Here is a 17,055-nt window from a genome sequence, read left to right on the forward strand (position 1 = left end):
TCGTAGGCAAGTGAAGCGTAGTCTCGCAGGGGACGCTCCCAATAGCGGGCAATATACGGCATCAAGGTAGACAGCGCCCGTCGCACGTCGGCTGCGCTGCAATGTTCGCCTGCCTTGGGGCTTTCCATCATTTCACGATGCCAGGCGCCTGGGCGCGAGCAGCATCATGGTGTTCGCACTGCGCCACGTCAGATCAGGGGCCAACGCCTCTACCTCGGTATCGACGATCGCGGCCGGCAACTGTTCGTAGCAGTAGCCTGGGGGAATTGCCGGCTTCACCATCAGCGAAATCAGTTCCAACACGGAAGCCCGCGAGTTGGATGACACGATGGTGTAGAAATTCCCACTGTTCCAGGTCAGCACTGAGTATCGGAAAAACGCTCTCAGTGCGGTTACAGTCGTCGCCAGATCGACTTGAAGGTCGGTCATCGTGTTGAGAACTTCATCCTTCTTCTTGGAGATGTGATCTGTCGAGAAAAACCGGGACTTAAAAACCTCGTCCTTTTGGCGTTCGCGTTCCTCATAGATGTCGCGATCTTCATGCGCGAGCTTCTGCACCTGCACGAGGAGACCGCCAGGCCGTATACGGGGGACGACGAACTCCAGTTGCTTTATGCGATCACGATCGTACATTTGAAATGTCGTGTCCTCGAAGAGCACGTCAAAGCCACCCCGAAATGGAAGAAGATCCTCGTCGGTCGCGTAGCGATCCTCGTCCAACTCAAAGAACGGCCCGTGGAAGAAGTGTGCGTGCTCACTTCCCCGGTTTGCAAAGAACGATGCTCGGTTGGCTGCCGTTGGACTGCAGCAAAGCGCCTTGATGCGACCATTGCCAAGCGTGGCAAGCGTGCGCGCAAGGCAGCCAGTGCCCGTGCCCAACGTGTAGATCGTCGTTGGAGAGGCGCTCCGCGCCCAGGTTCTCAAGGCAAAAGAAAATATCGCAGCACCCAGGCGGCATTCCTCTTCGAGCCTATAGGGAATGCTGGCAAAGTAATGGCTGTCAAAATGGCCCCAAAGACGCCGATGCGTATCCGCGAAAACTGCGCCCTCCAAATCGAAGTCGAGCAAGCTCATGTCGAGTTGCGGTTCGGTAAGGTCCGGTGCCCCAACCTGTCCGCTTGCGGTCCTTTCGAAGAACGCTGCGAATGATGTGAGCCTGGGAGCGTTTCGCCAGTGTTCAATCGTTAGTCGACCCACCATAGCCGCCTCCCAATATGGCCGGCGGGTGACGCGCTTCATCTCAGCTTCCATCGAGATGTGTTAGGTGCCGCCAGCGTCTGCCGTTCGTGAGCTTCTGGATGCTATCTGTGGACCCAAGCGAAGGATCAGCCAATCTACCGAATTCGGTAGGTTGACCTCTTGCGGAAAGTCGAAGGAGATACACGGATTGCAAAGGATACCGCGCGGTCAGATTTCAATCAACTCGAGGAAGCTTGCCTTGGCGACGGCGTGATGACTTGTAGCGGCACCGAGTTTCAGCCTCCCCGACCGCAGGTACAACTTCACGGAATTTTCTGAGATTCCGAGATCCGCCGCAATCTGTTTGGAAATCCGACCTGTCGCAAGCAGCTGAAGGCACTGGCTTTCGCGCCTGGAGAGGTTCCGATAGCGGCCGATCTCTCGAAGGCCGGTGGCAGAAAACACGGTCTCATGAAGATAGTGGGAAAGGATCTGCAACTCGTGAATGCTTGAAGCGCGTAGCCGCGACCAGTCGCGCTTCGGTAGGTTCGAGGCCACGGAAAAGAGACAGCGTTCGCCGTTCGGCCCCCGGATCGGGATCGTGAGGCCACTAGGACCGATGTCGTAGGAATACGCTTCTTTGAATAGACGGGAGGTCTGTGCTGACCGCTGGTGGAGAGAGGACCAGTCCACCGGCATGAAACCCGAGCGAACGACGTTAATCACCGGGTCTATGTCGAAGTAGCGCTTGTCGACGTAAATCTCAGTCCACGTATCTGGATAGGTCGTACAGTAATAGGGGTACATGCCCGACCTGCCTCCGCTGCAAACCACAAGGAATGTCATGTGCGATAGGCCGTATCGCACGCAAAGTTCCTCCAGTGCAGGGCAGAGCTCCTCGCTATGCTTTGCTGCCAGCAGCGTCCTCAAGGACAATGACAGTCTACGGTGATCGACTATCGAGAGAATGTTTCGGTATGCTGCCATCTCGCGCTGTATTCGATTCTGACTATATCGGAGAACCGGATCCTAACGGCAGTGCTCCGGCAGCGAAATTGTAGGAAATACGAGTGGGTATAGTGTCTCGCCCAGAGCCTCCCGCTGCCGCGTTCTCAATCAACGGTTCGATTTCGCAGCTAAATCGTCGATCGTGAAGAACTCGCTTTCAGGCAGTTTGCTGCGGCGTTGGTCGGCTCTGGAACGTGAACAGTAGTGCGGCGAACAGACACAAAAGTTGCCTGAACCATCGCAGCAGGAGGGAGAAGTTGTATCCGGCGGCGGCCAGAACGGCATTGACGGCATCCCCCTGTTCGCCAGCGAGATAATTCCGGTCCATTCTGTGTTCGCTCTTGAGGTGTCCGATGACGGGTTCGACCGCCGATCGTCGTCGCATCTGGCGTTTTATGGCGGGCGTGATGCGGCGCTTCTGGCCGCTGGTGAAGACCCTCAGCTTGTGACTTTCGGGAGCATTATGGCCGCGGTATCCAGCATCGGCCAAAATGCGGGAGAGCTCGTTGCCGATCATCTTTTCCATATCCGGAATGACGGTCGCGAGCGTGTGGCCGTCGTAAGGATTGCCGGGCAGCGCGGTCGCGTGCAGGGCGAACTGCCCGCCCTTTGAACGGTTCAGTGTCGTGGCCACGGACACCTTCACTCCGAACTCATAGGGCTTGTGCGCCTTGCCTTTACCAATGCACTCGACTTCGTCGGCATGCAGGCTGTAGATCTTGCGGCCACGCTGACGTTGCCGCTGCGCGATGACCGTTTTTGCCTGATAGAGCGACCATTTGAAGATCGCGTCGAGTTGTTCGTCGCCGGCGATCTGACGCTCGATGTCGCGAACGGTCCGGCCGAGATAGGTCTTCAACTTGCGCAGCGCCTTGCCGGCCCGTTTGAATTGCTTCGCATGCGCGTAGCGCTGGTGCTGGATCAGGGCGAATTTACCGACCCGAATGTAGGTCTGGCGCAGGTCGAGCCCCATTTTCTTCGCCAGCCGCACCAGCCGTTCGCGCGCCCGGTGAATAAGCTTGGCATCCGTCGGGAACATGACGTTCTTCGGTTGAACGGTCGTGTCGACGGTCACCTGCCGCGTATCCTGCGGCTTCATCGCGCCTGTCTTGACTGCCACGGCCAGGCTCTCCTGCAAGAGCGCGCCGATCCGCGCCTCGCCCATGCGCTGCCGCCAGCGCGTCATCGAGGAGCGGTCGAACGATAGTTCGTGCCGAAAGAACTCCTCGCCGCACAGGTACTGAAAGTAGGGGTTCTCCACCCAGCGCTCGCACAGCGCCTCGTCCGACAGGTTGAACGTGTGCTTCAGAATGGCCAGCCCCGCCATCAGCCGCGTCGGCAAGGGCGGCATGCCCGCTCCGTCCGAATACACCGTCCCAAAGCGGGCTTCCAACACAGGCCAGTCGATAGCCTGCGCCAGACGCACCAGTTCGTGCTTCATATTGATGATCTGGTCGAGCCGGGATCGGAATAAATCCTGTTCACCCGTTTGGCGCCGTTCGCGTGGTTTACCCATTCCTGGCACTCCGATTCACCGCGATAAACCCAGTGAATCACGCTTCGCCAACCACGCAAACCTCAAACTGATATTGCAAGGAAACAGCTTGTTCGGCGGCTGTTTCCTGCAATTAGAAGATCTGCAGACCCCTCGATTCCTACGTCAAATCAGCGGCTTCCGAGTTCTTCACGGCCGACTAAATCGTATGCGGCGTCTCCGCCCCATTGATTTGCGGTTGCAACGTTGATGTCGAACGCTTGCGGAAGGTCCTGTGAGCTCGTCGGGGAGTCCCGGACAAGCTCATTGTGAGGCGCTGATCCGTTGCGCATATGCCCAAGACATGAGGGCGTTGTCTTTGGCGATGTGGCTCCTTGTTCGCCGCCGAATTGGCCCCCACCAATGGCAAGGCTGGAGATCGCTGGCATCACCTGGAACACACAATTTCACATAGCGCCCGCGTCGGCCGACGGCCCCGGGATCGCCACCGCGTCCTCGACGGCCGCATCTATGCTCTCCGGAACAGATCGAGCGTTGCCTTAACAGGCTGAACAACTGGTGCAGTTTGTCGACCCGCTATGACAGGACGTCCAGCAGCTACCTCGCTTCGTCTACTTCGCCGCCGTTCGTCTATGGACAGGCGCGTTTTGTCACCAGAACCTACACAGATCCGGGACCATTCGGAACGTCAACGTAAACCGGTCCTCTTGACTGAACCCGCTCTATCGTTTCCATTATTTCGTCGTAATCCGGTGTCTCGTAAAGAGCTTCCTGTCCCGGATAGCGCAACTTTCGGGTGACAGCCTCGTCAAGGAAATAGGCCCCCGCGATCAGGAAGGAAATCGCGTAGAAATCATCTGCGCCCAAAGCGCGGATCGCATCTAAAGGGTTATTTGGGTGGGTCTCCGGCAAGCGAGACAATGCCCTAAAAAATGACGGCGCCATATCATCGCGCTCTTTCAGGGCGCGTGGCAGCAGACGTTCGGGCACACCGGCTTCCCGAGCAGAGGGCATCCCGGACTTGGCGTCTGATGGGATCAGAGCATCCGCGACCCACGCGATCCTAGTTTGAAAGTCATCAATATTGTAAGTCATGGGCTTAGAGTCCTACTTTTAGCGATTCAGCTGCCCCACTGACCGGCTGTGAGCGCCTGTGTTCAATGATGGATTCGGAATTGCGCAGCGCCAGCGCGGTAACGGTACCGGTTGGATTGACCGCTCCGGAGGTTGGCATCACGCTTCCGTCCATGATGAAGAGGTTTGGTAGGTCGTGCGAGCGGCCATAAGAGTCAACGACGGACGTGCGTGGATCGTTGCCCATACGCACCGTCCCTAAGATATGCCAACCGGTTTCCCGCATCAGTGGCGTCCCCGAGACATCATATGCGCCTGCTTCCTTCATGGACTCAGCAGCGCGCGCCAGGTTAAAGTCCAAGAGATCCATAGTGTTTTGAGATGCCTTGTACGTGATTTTCACGGCGGGCATCCCTTGGGCGTCGTTCACGCCAGGGTCAAGAGAGACCATGTTATCCTCACTCGGAAGATCCTCTGCCATGATCCCCCAATATGCGGAACGACCGAACCGCTTTTGCACTGTTGCATGGAAGTTCTCACCCCACACATCACTGTTACTGCCCCATGGCCAGGTGCCCACAGATGCGAGCGGGCCTCCCATCCCCATGAGTTGCCATTTTGCACCTCGGTAGAAATTTGTTTCCTTCCGCGTCTCAGCAAATTCCAGGGAGTAAGCCCGCTGACCGTAGGGTCCCTGCCAATTTTCAAAGAAGTCGTCGAAAAGGCCGCTCACAGTCCCATAGGGGTGCATCATCAGCCGCTTGCCGACCAGGCCAGAGGAATTCGCCAACCCGTTGGGATGTTCGTTCGAAGCGGAATTCAAAAGCAGCCTGGGCGTGCCTACGCCGTTCGCCGAAACAATGACGATGCGACCTGGCTGAAAATGTGTAATACCTGTTTCCCGATCCACATAAGTGACGCCGGTGGCAAGACCGTCGGATCCTGTTTCGACGCGTAATACTCGCGCATTCTGGACGAGTTTCACACCCAGCTTGATACATGTCGGCCAATGCGTACGGTCGACTGAAGCCTTCGCACCATCGAAGCAACCCCATACGCATGCACCACGTCGCACGCAGGGCAAGAGCCCGTTATGCTTTACAGTCGCAATCGAATTACTGCCCGGCCACCAATGCCAGCCAAGACGGTCATGGGCCGCCGCGAATTTCCGTTCCATCGCTCCTAGAGGAAACGGTGGTAGCGGGATGTCGAAGCCTGGCGGATAGGCTGGATCGCCCCCTACGCCGGAAACTGCAAAATCGTTCTCGACCCGTGCATAAAAAGGTTCAAGCTCCGCATAACTCAGAGGCCAGTCGTCCGCGATCCCGTCAACCGTTCGCACTCGGAAATCACTCGGCTTCAGCCGATGCCACGCGGCAGCATAGAGAACTGAACTCCCGCCGACACCGTTCCACATCAATGGCTCAATATCTGAATCGCTGACGTTGATCGGATAGTCTGAGGGCGCCTTGCGCCGATTTGGATTTGCAGCAAAATACTGCTGCTTTGTGAGCTCGAACTCAAGACCAGAGTGTCGCAGCTTCGTGTAGTCGGGGTAGCTGCCTTGCTCAAGACAGATGACGGACATTCCTGCTTCTGCCAAGCGCTTTGCGGCCACCGCCCCGGATGGGCCGGCGCCGACGATCACCACGTCGTAAACGGTCGGTCGGCTTTCATTCGTCATCTATTCGAACCCTCGTATTTTTTTGGAGTGCGTTTCCTGGGTGGCGCTGTTCGGAGATGTCATCTCATAGCCTCCACGGTGCGCCGCCCATGGCGATCACCCGCAAATACTCTCCACTCTTGCGTAGGGTCTGCCTCGGAGTGCTTGCGAATGAATAACCCTGCCAGATTACCTAAGGCCCACGACCGCCTCTGTCACCCTTAATTAGGGGCAGTGAACATCATGATCCTGTGATGTGTCAAGCGGATCAAGTGATCCGGAAGAAGATATTTGTGTTGCTCTTCAATCGCGGTGGGAACTTGGTGGATTCAAACGAGCAGATCGAGCGAGGCGGGAAAAAGAGATTGCGGACCGCAGAATGGCGCTGGCGACGCGTTGCAGCGCCTGCTGAGTGAAACGCTTGCATCGCGCGCTCCCGCTTTCCCAGAGGCAGAAAGTTTTCGGCGCGGGTTGTTCGACCCTTGTGGGGTCGGGCTCGATGGCCGGCATGATCTGACTCCGCGTAGCGCGATAGGGATAAAGCTTGTCCGTGCGCTCGGCAACATCCTGCTTCGTCATCAGCCGGATCATAAGGGGCTTGGCAGCCTTGGTGTTGCGGGGTTTGGACGATCTCATCAAGCACACATCCGTGCTGATCGACGGCGCGCCATCGATCGTCGCAACCTTTCGTCCAGATGCCGCACATCGTTTGGGCTTGGCTGTTTTCGCCGCGACGGGGCTGCATATCCGGGCCGAGCTTCTTCGCCTAACATCGGGTCGCGACCACACCGGCTTGGGACGTCAGCTACAATGTCGGCCGCTCTCCGTGTCAGATGGGTACCTGTAGCGCTTAGGCATAGCACAATAAAAAAGTATCTGGATCACATGATCCCGTTGACAGTTATTTGGATCATAGTGTTTATAGTAGTCACTCGAGAGCGGAATGGAGAGCAAAATGAATCTCGGCTTAGGGCACAACAGCGATGCAGCAGGTTCCGTCATCGCCAAGCACTCGGAGGCTGCCTACTTGCGGGAGCGGAAAGTTGTCCCGGGCGGGTCAATGCGCGCAGCGTCATGGTTCCAGCCGTATCCGCCCTATGCAGCGCGTGGCGAAGGCTGCTGGGTCGTCGATATTGATGGAAGGCGAATGCTGGATTGCGCCAACAACTTCTTCTCGCTCATCCATGGCCATGCCTTTGGCCCCGTTCTCGACGCCGTTCGCGACGTGATGGTGAAAGGAACGGCGTTCGGTATGCCGACTGAAAGCGAGATCCTGCTTGCCGAAGCATTAGCCGCCAGAAACCCGAGAATGGAGCAGACACGCTTTTGCAATTCCGGAACCGAGGCAGTTCTGGCTGCGATCAAGGGTGCGCGTGGAATAACCGGCCGAGAAAGGATTGCCAAATTTGAGGGTTGCTATCACGGAGCCTATGATTGGGTCGAAGTGAGCCTCGATCCGGCGCCTTCCAACTGGGACGATGAAAACGGTAACCCCGCATCGGTCCGATGCAATGCTGGCACGCCGGACTCTGTGCTGCGCGAGACCGTAATTCTTCCGTATGACGATCCTCAACGTTGTGCTGATATCCTTCGTCGAGAAGGGCATTCGCTGGCTGCCGTGATCGTCGACCCTCATGCATCGAGGGCGGGGGCCGTCGCGATGTCGAAGGAAACGGCTGCCGTTGTGCAGGAAGCCTGCCGTCGGGACGGAATAATGTTGATCGCCGACGAGGTGATCAGCTTCCGTCTCTCATATGAGGGTGCTTCGCGGCTTTTCGGTCTCGAGCCCGACTTGATCACCACGGCGAAGATCATTGGAGGTGGCCTGCCTATTGGCGCGGTTTCAGGGCCGGCGGATCGCATGTCCGTGTTCGATCATTCGGCTGGCAAGCCCAAGGTTTCGATGGGCGGCACGTTCAGTGCTAATCCGCTGAGCATGGCGGCGGGCCTGGTATCGCTTGAGCACTACTCGCGACCGGTCGTAGATCGGTTGAACGGACTTGGCGAAAGACTGCGCGGGGAACTCCGCAAAGGGTTCGCCAAGGCTGGAGTGGCGGCAACCGTGACCGGCATGGGGTCACTGTTCCGGCTTCATCTCGGGGCAGGCGATGTCACTGGCTACCGAAGCGCGTTCGCGGATCCCGAGACGGCCAAGCGCATCCGGCGCATTCAGTTGGCGATGCTGAATGAAAACGTCCTGCTCACGCCCAACTGCTCAGGATCGCTTTCCACGCCGATGACGGAAGCTGAAGCTCTCTCTATAGCCGACAAGCTTGTAAATGTCGTCACGAGCGAGCTCGGCGACCGTCAAGGCGCGGTTGGCTAGCGGCGGCGGAGGGGGCCTCCTGTCGAAAATTGAACAAGATGGCAAAGCCGAAGCAAAATAAGTGGACCAGCCAATGCTAATTGCACCTTACCGCGTCGGAGTTGATATCGGCGGCACCTTCACCGATCTGGTTATGGTCGATGCCAAGGGGTCCGTGCGCGCGTTCAAAGCTCCTTCCGTGCCTTCCGATCCAACGGAAGGCGTACTATCGGCGATTCGGTTGGCGGCCGGTGCCTTGGCAATCGACGTCGAAACCTTCCTTTCCAACACTGAGTTGTTTGTTCATGGCTCGACCATCGCTACAAACACGCTGCTGGAAAAGAAGGGTGCGAAAGTTGGGCTTCTGGTCACGGAGGGTTTCCGCGACTCGCTGGAAATCCGGCGATCCATGCGTGAGTACGTTTGGGACCATCGAAAGCCGTTTCCGGAAGTTCTGGTTCCCCGCTATCTGCGCCTCCCGGTCGTCGAACGTCTTGAGCAGGATGGCACGGTCAGGATACCCTTCAATCCGGATTCCGTTGCGGCCGCTGCGCGCGTCTTCGAGGACGAAGGCGTCGAGGCCGTTGCAATCTGCTTCCTGCATTCCTACGCAAATCCAGCCCATGAAAGAGCTGCCAAGGCAGAGCTGAAGAAGCTTCTTCCAAATGTCTGGATCACCGCTTCGTCGGAAATCGCTCCGACGATCGGTGAGTATGAACGCACGTCGACGACCGTCGTCAACGCTTATGTTGCTCGTCGCGTAGTCCCTTATCTTGAAAGCCTTTCACAACGGCTGTCGTCGCTTGGATTGAAGCGCAAGTTATTGATGATCCAGTCGAACGGTGGAGCGATTTCCATCGATGAGATCGGACACGCGCCCGCCAGTCTGGTTCTGTCAGGCCCGGCCGCCGGCGTCGGTTCGTTGAAGTTCTTCGGTCAGGATACCGGGTCCGAGCATCTGGTGTCGATCGAGATCGGTGGAACGAGCTGCGACGTTACGCTGATGGAGCACGGTATGGTCTCAATGACCGACCAGATCGTGGTCGATGGCTACCATTTGAACATTCCGTCCGTCGACATCCACACTGTGGGGGCAGGCGGCGGTACGATCGCATCGGTAGACGGTGCCGGTCTGCTGAAAGCCGGGCCGGAGGGAGCGGGCTCGACCCCCGGACCCGCATGTTACGGTCGTGGTGGCACGCGTCCGACTGTCACAGACGCGCAGCTCGTGCTCGGCCGGCTCAAGCCAGGTCCATATGCGGGCGGTGTCATCACCTTGAGCCTGGAAAAGGCAGTCGTGGCGATTGAGACACATGTCGCAAAGCCTCTTGGCCTCAGCGTCAACGACGCGGCGGCCGGCATCATTCAGCTCGTCGAGCAAAATATTCTCCACGCGGTGGAGCAAGCCTCGCTCGAGAAAGGTTACAATCCGAGGTCGTTTACTCTCGTAGCCTGCGGAGGAGCAGGGCCCTTGCACGGCCCGTCGACCGCCAGGTTGCTTGGTTGTTCAAGCCTCTATATTCCGCGGCTCGCGGGTGTGTTTTGCGCATTTGGCATGTGCAATTCCGACCTTCGCCATGACTACGTACGAAGCTGGCTCAAAGAGCTGGACAGTATCGAGAACTCGGGGCCGGATCAGCTCGAAGCCGCTTTTGTCGAGATGCAGGCGGAAGCGGGTGATGTTCTGGCACGCGAAGGCTTCACGGGGGATAGGGCGCTTCTGAAGCGTGCATACGACCTTCGCTATTTCGGCCAGCAATGGACGATCCCGGTGGAGTGCTCCTCGACGGATGCATCGACCATACGGGCAGCGTTTGAGCAGGTGTATCAACGGCTCTTCGGTTACACGCAGCCCGCAGGTGCAATTGAGATCGTCAATCTGCGATTGGCGGCCATCGGCAAGCTGGATGCAATGGAAGTCGCAAAGACTTCCGTTACGGTTTCCGATCCAGTGGCCATTTCACGCCGGCCGGTATGGATCAACAAGGAGTTGGGCTTCGTTGAAACCCCTGTCTACGATGGTAGGGCACTGACTCCACGCCAGCGGCTGACTGGACCTGCCATCATCGAAGAAGCAACGACCACGCTCATTCTCGGGGCCGGTGACAAGCTGACAATGACTGATGCAGGCAACTATCACGTCGACATCCTGCAGGGCGAGGCAGCATGAACAAGCGAAGCATCCTTCGGCACTATTTGAAGACGGCCGCACCTTTGGCGCGGAAGCCGTCAAATGCCCTGCAAGACAGGTTGATCATTGCAAGAATTGACGAGGTCGAACTATGAGCGCTGTCTTGTCTCCCGAATACGATCCGGTTCTCATTGCAATTCTGCAGAGACAGCTGGATCACATCAGTCTGCAGATGGGAACCATCATGACTCGGACAGCGCGCAGTCCGATCTTCAGTCAGAGCCATGATTTTTCATGCTTCTTGAGCAATGCGGACGGCGAGACGATCGCACAGGCGGATGGTTTGCCGATCCATTCCGGCAGTGGTGGATTTGCGGTGCGTGCGGTCCTGCGGGATTTCTCTGGGCGTATCGAGCCGGAAGACGTCTTTATTCTGAGTGATCCCTATGCTGCCGGCGGCAATCACCTGCCTGACTGGACCCTTATTCGCCCCGTTTTCGTAGAAGGCGAACTGGTCGGCTTCTGCAGCAACCGTGCCCACCAGTCCGATATCGGTGGCGGCGCGGCCGGTACCTACAATGCTAAGGCGACCGAGATTTTCCACGAAGGAATTCGCCTGCCCGTTCTCAAGCTGATCGAGAAGGGCCAACTGCGCGACGACCTGTGGCGCATGCTGCTTCTGAACTCGCGCTGCCCGGACCTGCTGGAAGGTGATCTTGGGGCGATGATCGGCTCGACCCGGATCGGCGGTCAGCGGTTGGTTGACGTCATCGCCCAACTTGGTGTCAAGAAGGGCCGCGCCTACCTCGATGCTCTTCTCGACTATGGCGAACGGCGGATGCGCCAGGCCATATCCGAGCTTCCGAACGGGGTATGGCATGCATCGGACTTCAGCGATACCGACTGCTTCGAGCTTGTCGATATCGAAACACGTATAAAGATGACCATCGACGAGGACACGATCACTTTTGATTTCACGGGTACGTCGCCGCAAATCAAAGGCTTCAAAAATAGTGGAATCGCCAACACGCATTCGGCCGTCTATTGCGCTCTTTCCGCCTTTCTGGACCCTGCAATTCCGCACAATGAAGGCACCTACCGTTGTGTCAAGATCATCGCGCCCGAAGGCAGCGTGGTGAACGCCCTGCCGCCGGCGCCGATGACAATGAATACGGTGTTCCCGGCGATCGACATCATGAATGCGTGCTGGGGAGCATTGGCCCAGGCTGATCCCGAACGCGCCTGCGCGGGCTGGGGTAAATCGGTGTTCGGCATTTCGTCGGGCATGAAGCCTGACGGGAATGTCTTTGTTCTTTATCACTGGCACGGCAGTTCCGGCGGCGGTGCGGTCAAAGGGCGGGACGGATTTCCAACGTCCAGCCATCAGATGACGCTCGGCGGCATGTTTATCCCGAATGTCGAAACGTATGAGCAGTCCTATCCAATCCGCGTGCATCGCTACGAGATGCGCTGCGACACGGGTGGTGCAGGTGAATACCGCGGCGGAACCGGTGTCGACTACGTGGTCGATGTCCTGGCGGGCGGGGAACATCTGCTGCGGGGCGAAGGCGCGCGCAGGAAGACTGGCGCGGGCGTCAATGGTGGACACTGGGGTGAGAAGGGATCGATCAAAGCATTCGATCTGGCGACCGGAGAAGAGCTCTATTGCCCGCCCTATGGCGTTGAACAGGTCAAGCCGTTTCGTCTGGTGATTGAGGCTACGGCCGGAGGTGGCTGGGGCCATCCGCACCAGCGTGACCCCGCGTCAGTCCTGCGTGACGTGCGCGACGGTCTCGTATCCCGACAGGCAGCACTCGAGACTTATGGTGTGGCGATCTCGGCCGATGGAAAATCGATTCTGTCGACCGAGGAAAGACGGAAAACAGCGTAAGTTTCTCTTTACGGTTCAAAGCGATGAAACGCCCATATAACGATTAAGGGGGGTAGCATGAGTAAGAAACGTGCGAAGGAAATTCTTCGTGAGTATCACGAAGCCTGGTCGAGTGGTGATGTTGAAAAGGGCTGCAGCTACTATGCAGACAATCTTGTCGTGCACATGGGAGGAACGCACCCCGTTCTTTCCGGCGATTTCCACGGAGCCAACGGTTTCGTCGAAGGCTGGGTGAACAAGGTCGCCGCCTATACCGACAAGTGGATTGTCGGCGGCGAGGCAGGGCATGACGAACTCATTGCAGAGTCGGATGAGGCAATTCTGATCATGGTGCATGAGATTTGGGCGCGAGGTGACAAGCAGGTTCGTACAGACCGTCTCGCTGCTTATCGTTTCGAAAACGAGCAGATCGTGGAGTGCTGGTTCTGCGACATGCGTCAGGCAGAAGTTGATGCGTTCTTCGAGGGCGTCCGATAGGCGCCGAAAGCATCAGCACCATGCAGACCGGCGTGCGGGCCGTTTGCGGTACATTACTCAGATTAGGATAGTGCGATGCCCGATTTTATCGTGGTTGGTGGGGGATCCGCGGGATGCGCTATTGCGGGTCGGCTGAGCGAGGATCCGGATGTATCGGTGACGCTGTTTGAGGCCGGGCCTAGGGACAGCAGCATCTGGATCCGCTTTCCGGTAACATTCTACAAATCTTTCAAGAGCTCTTTGCTTCACTGGTACAAGATCGAGAAGCTCAAGCATCAATACGATACCGAGCCGCAAGTCGGACAGGCGCGCGTCTTAGGTGGTGGCAGCTCGCTCAACGCCATGGTTTATATGAGGGGCGCGCCATCGGACTACGACCGTTGGGTCGATCATGGAGCAAAAGGTTGGGGCTACGAGGATGTACTCCCGTACTTCCGCAAGGCAGAAAACAACGAAGTGTATTCGAATGACGTTCATGGCCAGGACGGGCCTTTGAGCGTTTCGAACCAGCAGTATACATTGCCGCTGACCAAAGCCTGGGTAAAGGCCTGCCAAGAGGCGGGAATGCCCTACAATCCGGATTTCAATTCTGGTGAGCTGAAGGGAGCGGGGCTTTACCAGCTGACCACGAAGAATGGTCGGCGGTGCAGCTCGGCAGACGCGTATCTTCGTCCGGCCCGAAAGCGCCGAAACCTGAACATTGTAACCGACAAGCAGGTCACGAAGATCCTGATTGAGGGCGGTCGCGCCGTCGGCGTTCAGTACGTGGAGAATGGCCGCGTTGAAACGATGCGGGCCGAACGCGAAGTTGTTATATCCTCCGGAGCGGTGGGATCTCCGCGCCTCCTTTTGCTTTCAGGTATAGGGCCGGCCGCCGAGCTTCAGAGCGCAGGCGTTCCGGTGGTTCACGACCTTCCTGGCGTTGGGCAGAACCTGCAAGACCACACCGATTGCTTCCTGATCTATAACCTGAAGTCAAACACGAGCTACGACAAGTATAAGAAGCTGCGGTGGCAGCTGGCCGCGGCGGCTCAATATGCACTTTTCGGAACCGGCCCGATTACGTCGAATATCTGCGAGGGCGGAGCCTTCTGGTGGGGCGACCAATCGGATCCCACCCCGGATCTCCAATACCACTTCGTGGCTGGTGCCGGCATTGAGGAAGGTGTGGAAACGACGGCGAGCGGTAGCGGATGCACTCTGAACGTGTACGCCTGCCGGCCGAAATCGCGGGGCCGAATTGCTCTTCGCTCGTCGGATCCGAGTGTTCCGCCAATCGTGGACCCCAACTATCTCAGTCATCAGTATGACGTAGATCGGCTTATCGATGGGATCCGGCTTGGACAGGAGATTATGGAGCAACCATCGATGAAGAAGTTCGTCAGCGAGTCACATTTGCCTACCAAGCCGTTGAAAACCCGCGCAGAGTTCGAGGCTTTCGTCAGGAAATACACGCAGGGGGCGTATCATCTGAGCGGTGCCTGCAAGATTGGAACGGACGAGTTGGCCGTAGTCGATCCTCAGTTGCGTGTCCACGGCATCGACGGTCTTCGGGTCGCCGATACCTCCGTCATGCCGTTTGTCTCATCGAGCAATCTAAATGCTCCGGCGATCATGATCGGTGAGCGCGCTGCCGACTTTATGAAAGGGAACCGGATTTGACTACCAGTTGTGCACGGACTTCGTACGTCGGCCCACTTCGCCAGCGAAGAGCGAATTAGTCTTCAGTCGCGATCGTCGCCGATGTTCGGGTGTCGCCATTTATTCTTCAATCGAAAGCACCTTAGGCGGTGCGGGAGGACTAATGAAACTCGTTTCCTATGACTCAGCCGGCTCCTGGCGACCAGGTATTGTGGTAGATTCGTCAGTCTTTGACGTGGACACCCTCCTTAAGGGCAACCGCGGCGAAAATGCGCGGCCAATCTCATCTGTAAGTGAATTGCTGCGCGAATACGGCGCGGGGCTGGCGGAACTCTCGGAGCGGCTCACTGTGGCCGCCCGCCTGAAACCGCAAGCCGTGGTAGGAACATTTGACAAGGTGCGGCTTGGCCCGCCTGTCACAGATCCTTCGAAAGTCCTGTGCATTGGTCTCAACTACAACGATCATGTCGCGGAGACCGGGCGAGCGCTGCCGTCACATCCCGACATTTTCGCGAAATTCGCGAGCACTTTGATCGGTCCGTTCGACGAGATCCGCTGTTCTGGCATCACCCAGAACTTGGATTTTGAAGGTGAGCTTGCAATCGTTATTGGAAAGGAATGTCGCGGGGTCACGGCTGAAGAGGCGCTGGATTTTGTAGCTGGTGTGACGGTCTTAAATGACATCACGGCACGCGATCTTCAGTACAGGGGAACGCAGTGGCTAGCAGGCAAGGCCGTTGATGCTTCCACGCCATGCGGCCCAGCGCTCGTCACATTGGACGAGGTGGGAGATGTGCAGGAGCTTAGTATCCAGACCCGCGTCAACGGAGCGCAAGTCCAGTCGTCCAATACGCGCTACATGATTTTCCCTGTGCGCGAATTGGTGAGCTATATCTCCTTCTTCCTGACCCTTTCTCCGGGCGATATCATTACGACGGGCACCCCTCAGGGCATCGGCGCCAAGCGGCAGCCGCCATTGTGGTTGAAGCCCGGCGATACAGTCGAGGTGGAGCTGCAAAATGTGGGCGTCCTGCGCAACGTTGTCCGCTGAGGGTCATGTGATTGTGGCCACTCGATAACACCTGGTGAATGACAAACAATCTCCGGCCGCAGCACGGAACCTTACTGGCCAATATTTCCAGATGTAGCGGAGATATGAGAATCATTCGTTGCGTCGCCGGGTTATTCCCGGCGACCGGTTAGCCTTGAAAACGCGGCCATCAGTCGATGTTCCAGAGAGACCCATGACTAAACCAGACGTGATCGAGCGAGTTAAGAAGATATGCGTTGAGCTTTCGGGACAGACGGTAGATGCAGCTCACTACGTCATCAACAACGCAGAGGAAATTCCATTCTATTCTATGCGAGAAGTTGCGAGGCGGGCGAAGGTTCAACCCGTAAGCCTTGTCAGGCTGGCTCAAAAGTTGGGACTTGCGGGTTACGGAGAGTTACGCCAGCAGTTCATCAATGTTGCACAGGAGCGCCAGCAACGCGATCGCCAGTCCGTAAACCGCAACGAGTTGAGCGCGCAAACGCTCATCGCCGAAATGGGCAAAAGCACTGGGCTCAAAGCTTTCGTCGATTCCTTCTTTGCAACCGAGCAAGCCGTCGTTGAACAGGCGAGAGCGCATCTGTCAGAGGAACGACTTGAGAGCGCCGTGGAACTGCTGGCCCGTGCCCCCAGCATCTATGTCATCGGCCGGCGAACCGCGTTCACGCCGGCCTACACCCTTGCATACACCCTGCGAAAAGCTCGTCCGAACATAGTTCTGCTGGATACTCCCGGAGGAGCGCCCGAAGGAGCGCTGGACGATATCCAGCCTGGTGACGCGTTCGTAGCGGTGACCTTTGCGCCTTTCAACCGTCTCGTGCACAGGTTGACCGAGAAGGCATCGCTTTCGGGGGCGCAAATTATTGCGATCACCGACAGCTTCGCGGCACCCATCAGCAAGTTTGCCGGGCCATTGCATTTCGTGGCGCAGACATCCGGTCAGGCATTCCCAGAATCTACACTAGGCGCAATAGCGATCGCTAACATCCTTGCCGCCTTGACTATCAGCAGGCTTGGCGAGGTGGCACAAAGCCGAATTCGCGAGAATGAGCGCTTTCTAGTGAACTCCGGCGAGTATCTCCTGTCGAATCCTCCCAAAAGGGCGCCGACGCCCCTCAAAAAGTAGTTGAAATGGTGCCG

Annotated in this window: 13 protein-coding genes; 7 read left to right on the top strand and 6 right to left on the bottom strand. The window is 57.4% G+C overall.

Features of this window, described 5'->3' with window-relative positions; genetic code table 11:
- Nucleotides 1-132: 132 nt before the first annotated feature.
- From QM996_RS32275 to QM996_RS32300, 6 genes are all read right to left on the bottom strand, one after another.
- Nucleotides 133-1,200, bottom strand: a complete 1,068-nt coding sequence (locus QM996_RS32275; protein WP_334142280.1) for a class I SAM-dependent methyltransferase — start codon at nt 1,198-1,200, stop codon at nt 133-135.
- Nucleotides 1,201-1,407: 207 nt separating this feature from the next.
- Complete coding sequence (locus tag QM996_RS32280; protein ID WP_334142282.1) at nt 1,408-2,139, bottom strand: helix-turn-helix transcriptional regulator; 732 nt, start codon at nt 2,137-2,139, stop codon at nt 1,408-1,410.
- 205 nt (nt 2,140-2,344) lie between these two features.
- Nucleotides 2,345-3,703 carry an IS5-like element ISRsp18 family transposase gene (locus QM996_RS32285; RefSeq protein WP_334141523.1) on the bottom strand — a complete coding sequence of 453 codons (1,359 nt, stop codon included), beginning with the start codon at nt 3,701-3,703 and terminating at the stop codon, nt 2,345-2,347.
- Nucleotides 3,704-4,342: 639 nt separating this feature from the next.
- The gene (locus QM996_RS32290) at nt 4,343-4,777 is read right to left on the bottom strand and encodes a hypothetical protein (RefSeq protein ID WP_334141524.1); all 435 of its coding nucleotides are present in this window, start codon (nt 4,775-4,777) and stop codon (nt 4,343-4,345) included.
- A gap of 4 nt (nt 4,778-4,781) precedes the next feature.
- Nucleotides 4,782-6,440, bottom strand: coding sequence for a GMC family oxidoreductase (locus QM996_RS32295; protein WP_334141526.1), 1,659 nt, complete (start codon nt 6,438-6,440; stop codon nt 4,782-4,784).
- 282 nt (nt 6,441-6,722) lie between these two features.
- Entirely contained in the window at nt 6,723-7,055 is a 333-nt protein-coding gene (locus QM996_RS32300; RefSeq protein WP_500270534.1) for a hypothetical protein, read from the bottom strand.
- Between the two features lie 319 nt (nt 7,056-7,374).
- On the opposite strand from QM996_RS32300, the gene QM996_RS32305 reads away from it, so the two are divergent.
- From QM996_RS32305 to QM996_RS32335, 7 genes are all read left to right on the top strand, one after another.
- Complete coding sequence (locus QM996_RS32305; RefSeq protein ID WP_500270535.1) at nt 7,375-8,745, top strand: aspartate aminotransferase family protein; 1,371 nt, start codon at nt 7,375-7,377, stop codon at nt 8,743-8,745.
- A 73-nt stretch (nt 8,746-8,818) separates the two neighbouring features.
- On the top strand, nt 8,819-10,894 hold the full coding sequence (locus QM996_RS32310; protein WP_334141531.1) for a hydantoinase/oxoprolinase family protein: 2,076 nt from the start codon (nt 8,819-8,821) through the stop codon (nt 10,892-10,894).
- A 112-nt stretch (nt 10,895-11,006) separates the two neighbouring features.
- Nucleotides 11,007-12,746 carry a hydantoinase B/oxoprolinase family protein gene (locus QM996_RS32315; RefSeq protein WP_334141536.1) on the top strand — a complete coding sequence of 580 codons (1,740 nt, stop codon included), beginning with the start codon at nt 11,007-11,009 and terminating at the stop codon, nt 12,744-12,746.
- Nucleotides 12,747-12,803: 57 nt separating this feature from the next.
- The gene (locus QM996_RS32320) at nt 12,804-13,223 is read left to right on the top strand and encodes a nuclear transport factor 2 family protein (protein WP_334141538.1); all 420 of its coding nucleotides are present in this window, start codon (nt 12,804-12,806) and stop codon (nt 13,221-13,223) included.
- A 75-nt stretch (nt 13,224-13,298) separates the two neighbouring features.
- Nucleotides 13,299-14,885, top strand: coding sequence for a GMC family oxidoreductase (locus QM996_RS32325; protein ID WP_334141541.1), 1,587 nt, complete (start codon nt 13,299-13,301; stop codon nt 14,883-14,885).
- A 142-nt stretch (nt 14,886-15,027) separates the two neighbouring features.
- The gene (locus QM996_RS32330; RefSeq protein WP_334141544.1) at nt 15,028-15,915 is read left to right on the top strand and encodes a fumarylacetoacetate hydrolase family protein; all 888 of its coding nucleotides are present in this window, start codon (nt 15,028-15,030) and stop codon (nt 15,913-15,915) included.
- A 193-nt stretch (nt 15,916-16,108) separates the two neighbouring features.
- Nucleotides 16,109-17,041, top strand: a complete 933-nt coding sequence (locus tag QM996_RS32335) for a MurR/RpiR family transcriptional regulator (RefSeq protein ID WP_334141547.1) — start codon at nt 16,109-16,111, stop codon at nt 17,039-17,041.
- Nucleotides 17,042-17,055: the final 14 nt, after the last annotated feature.

The organism is Sinorhizobium chiapasense (assembly GCF_045277575.1).
In the GTDB taxonomy this organism is placed as follows: Bacteria; Pseudomonadota; Alphaproteobacteria; order Rhizobiales; family Rhizobiaceae; genus Ensifer; species Ensifer chiapasense_A.

Excerpts from the sequence above, each read along its gene's own strand:
- QM996_RS32275 (WP_334142280.1), bottom strand. The coding sequence starts at position 1,200 with ATGGTGGGTCGACTAACGATTGAACACTGGCGAAACGCTCCCAGGCTC.
- QM996_RS32285 (WP_334141523.1), bottom strand. The coding sequence starts at position 3,703 with ATGGGTAAACCACGCGAACGGCGCCAAACGGGTGAACAGGATTTATTC.
- QM996_RS32290 (WP_334141524.1), bottom strand. The coding sequence starts at position 4,777 with ATGACTTACAATATTGATGACTTTCAAACTAGGATCGCGTGGGTCGCG.
- QM996_RS32295 (WP_334141526.1), bottom strand. The coding sequence starts at position 6,440 with ATGACGAATGAAAGCCGACCGACCGTTTACGACGTGGTGATCGTCGGC.
- QM996_RS32300 (WP_500270534.1), bottom strand. The coding sequence starts at position 7,055 with ATGAGATCGTCCAAACCCCGCAACACCAAGGCTGCCAAGCCCCTTATG.
- QM996_RS32305 (WP_500270535.1), top strand. The coding sequence starts at position 7,375 with ATGAATCTCGGCTTAGGGCACAACAGCGATGCAGCAGGTTCCGTCATC.
- QM996_RS32310 (WP_334141531.1), top strand. The coding sequence starts at position 8,819 with ATGCTAATTGCACCTTACCGCGTCGGAGTTGATATCGGCGGCACCTTC.
- QM996_RS32315 (WP_334141536.1), top strand. The coding sequence starts at position 11,007 with ATGAGCGCTGTCTTGTCTCCCGAATACGATCCGGTTCTCATTGCAATT.
- QM996_RS32320 (WP_334141538.1), top strand. The coding sequence starts at position 12,804 with ATGAGTAAGAAACGTGCGAAGGAAATTCTTCGTGAGTATCACGAAGCC.
- QM996_RS32325 (WP_334141541.1), top strand. The coding sequence starts at position 13,299 with ATGCCCGATTTTATCGTGGTTGGTGGGGGATCCGCGGGATGCGCTATT.
- QM996_RS32330 (WP_334141544.1), top strand. The coding sequence starts at position 15,028 with ATGAAACTCGTTTCCTATGACTCAGCCGGCTCCTGGCGACCAGGTATT.
- QM996_RS32335 (WP_334141547.1), top strand. The coding sequence starts at position 16,109 with ATGACTAAACCAGACGTGATCGAGCGAGTTAAGAAGATATGCGTTGAG.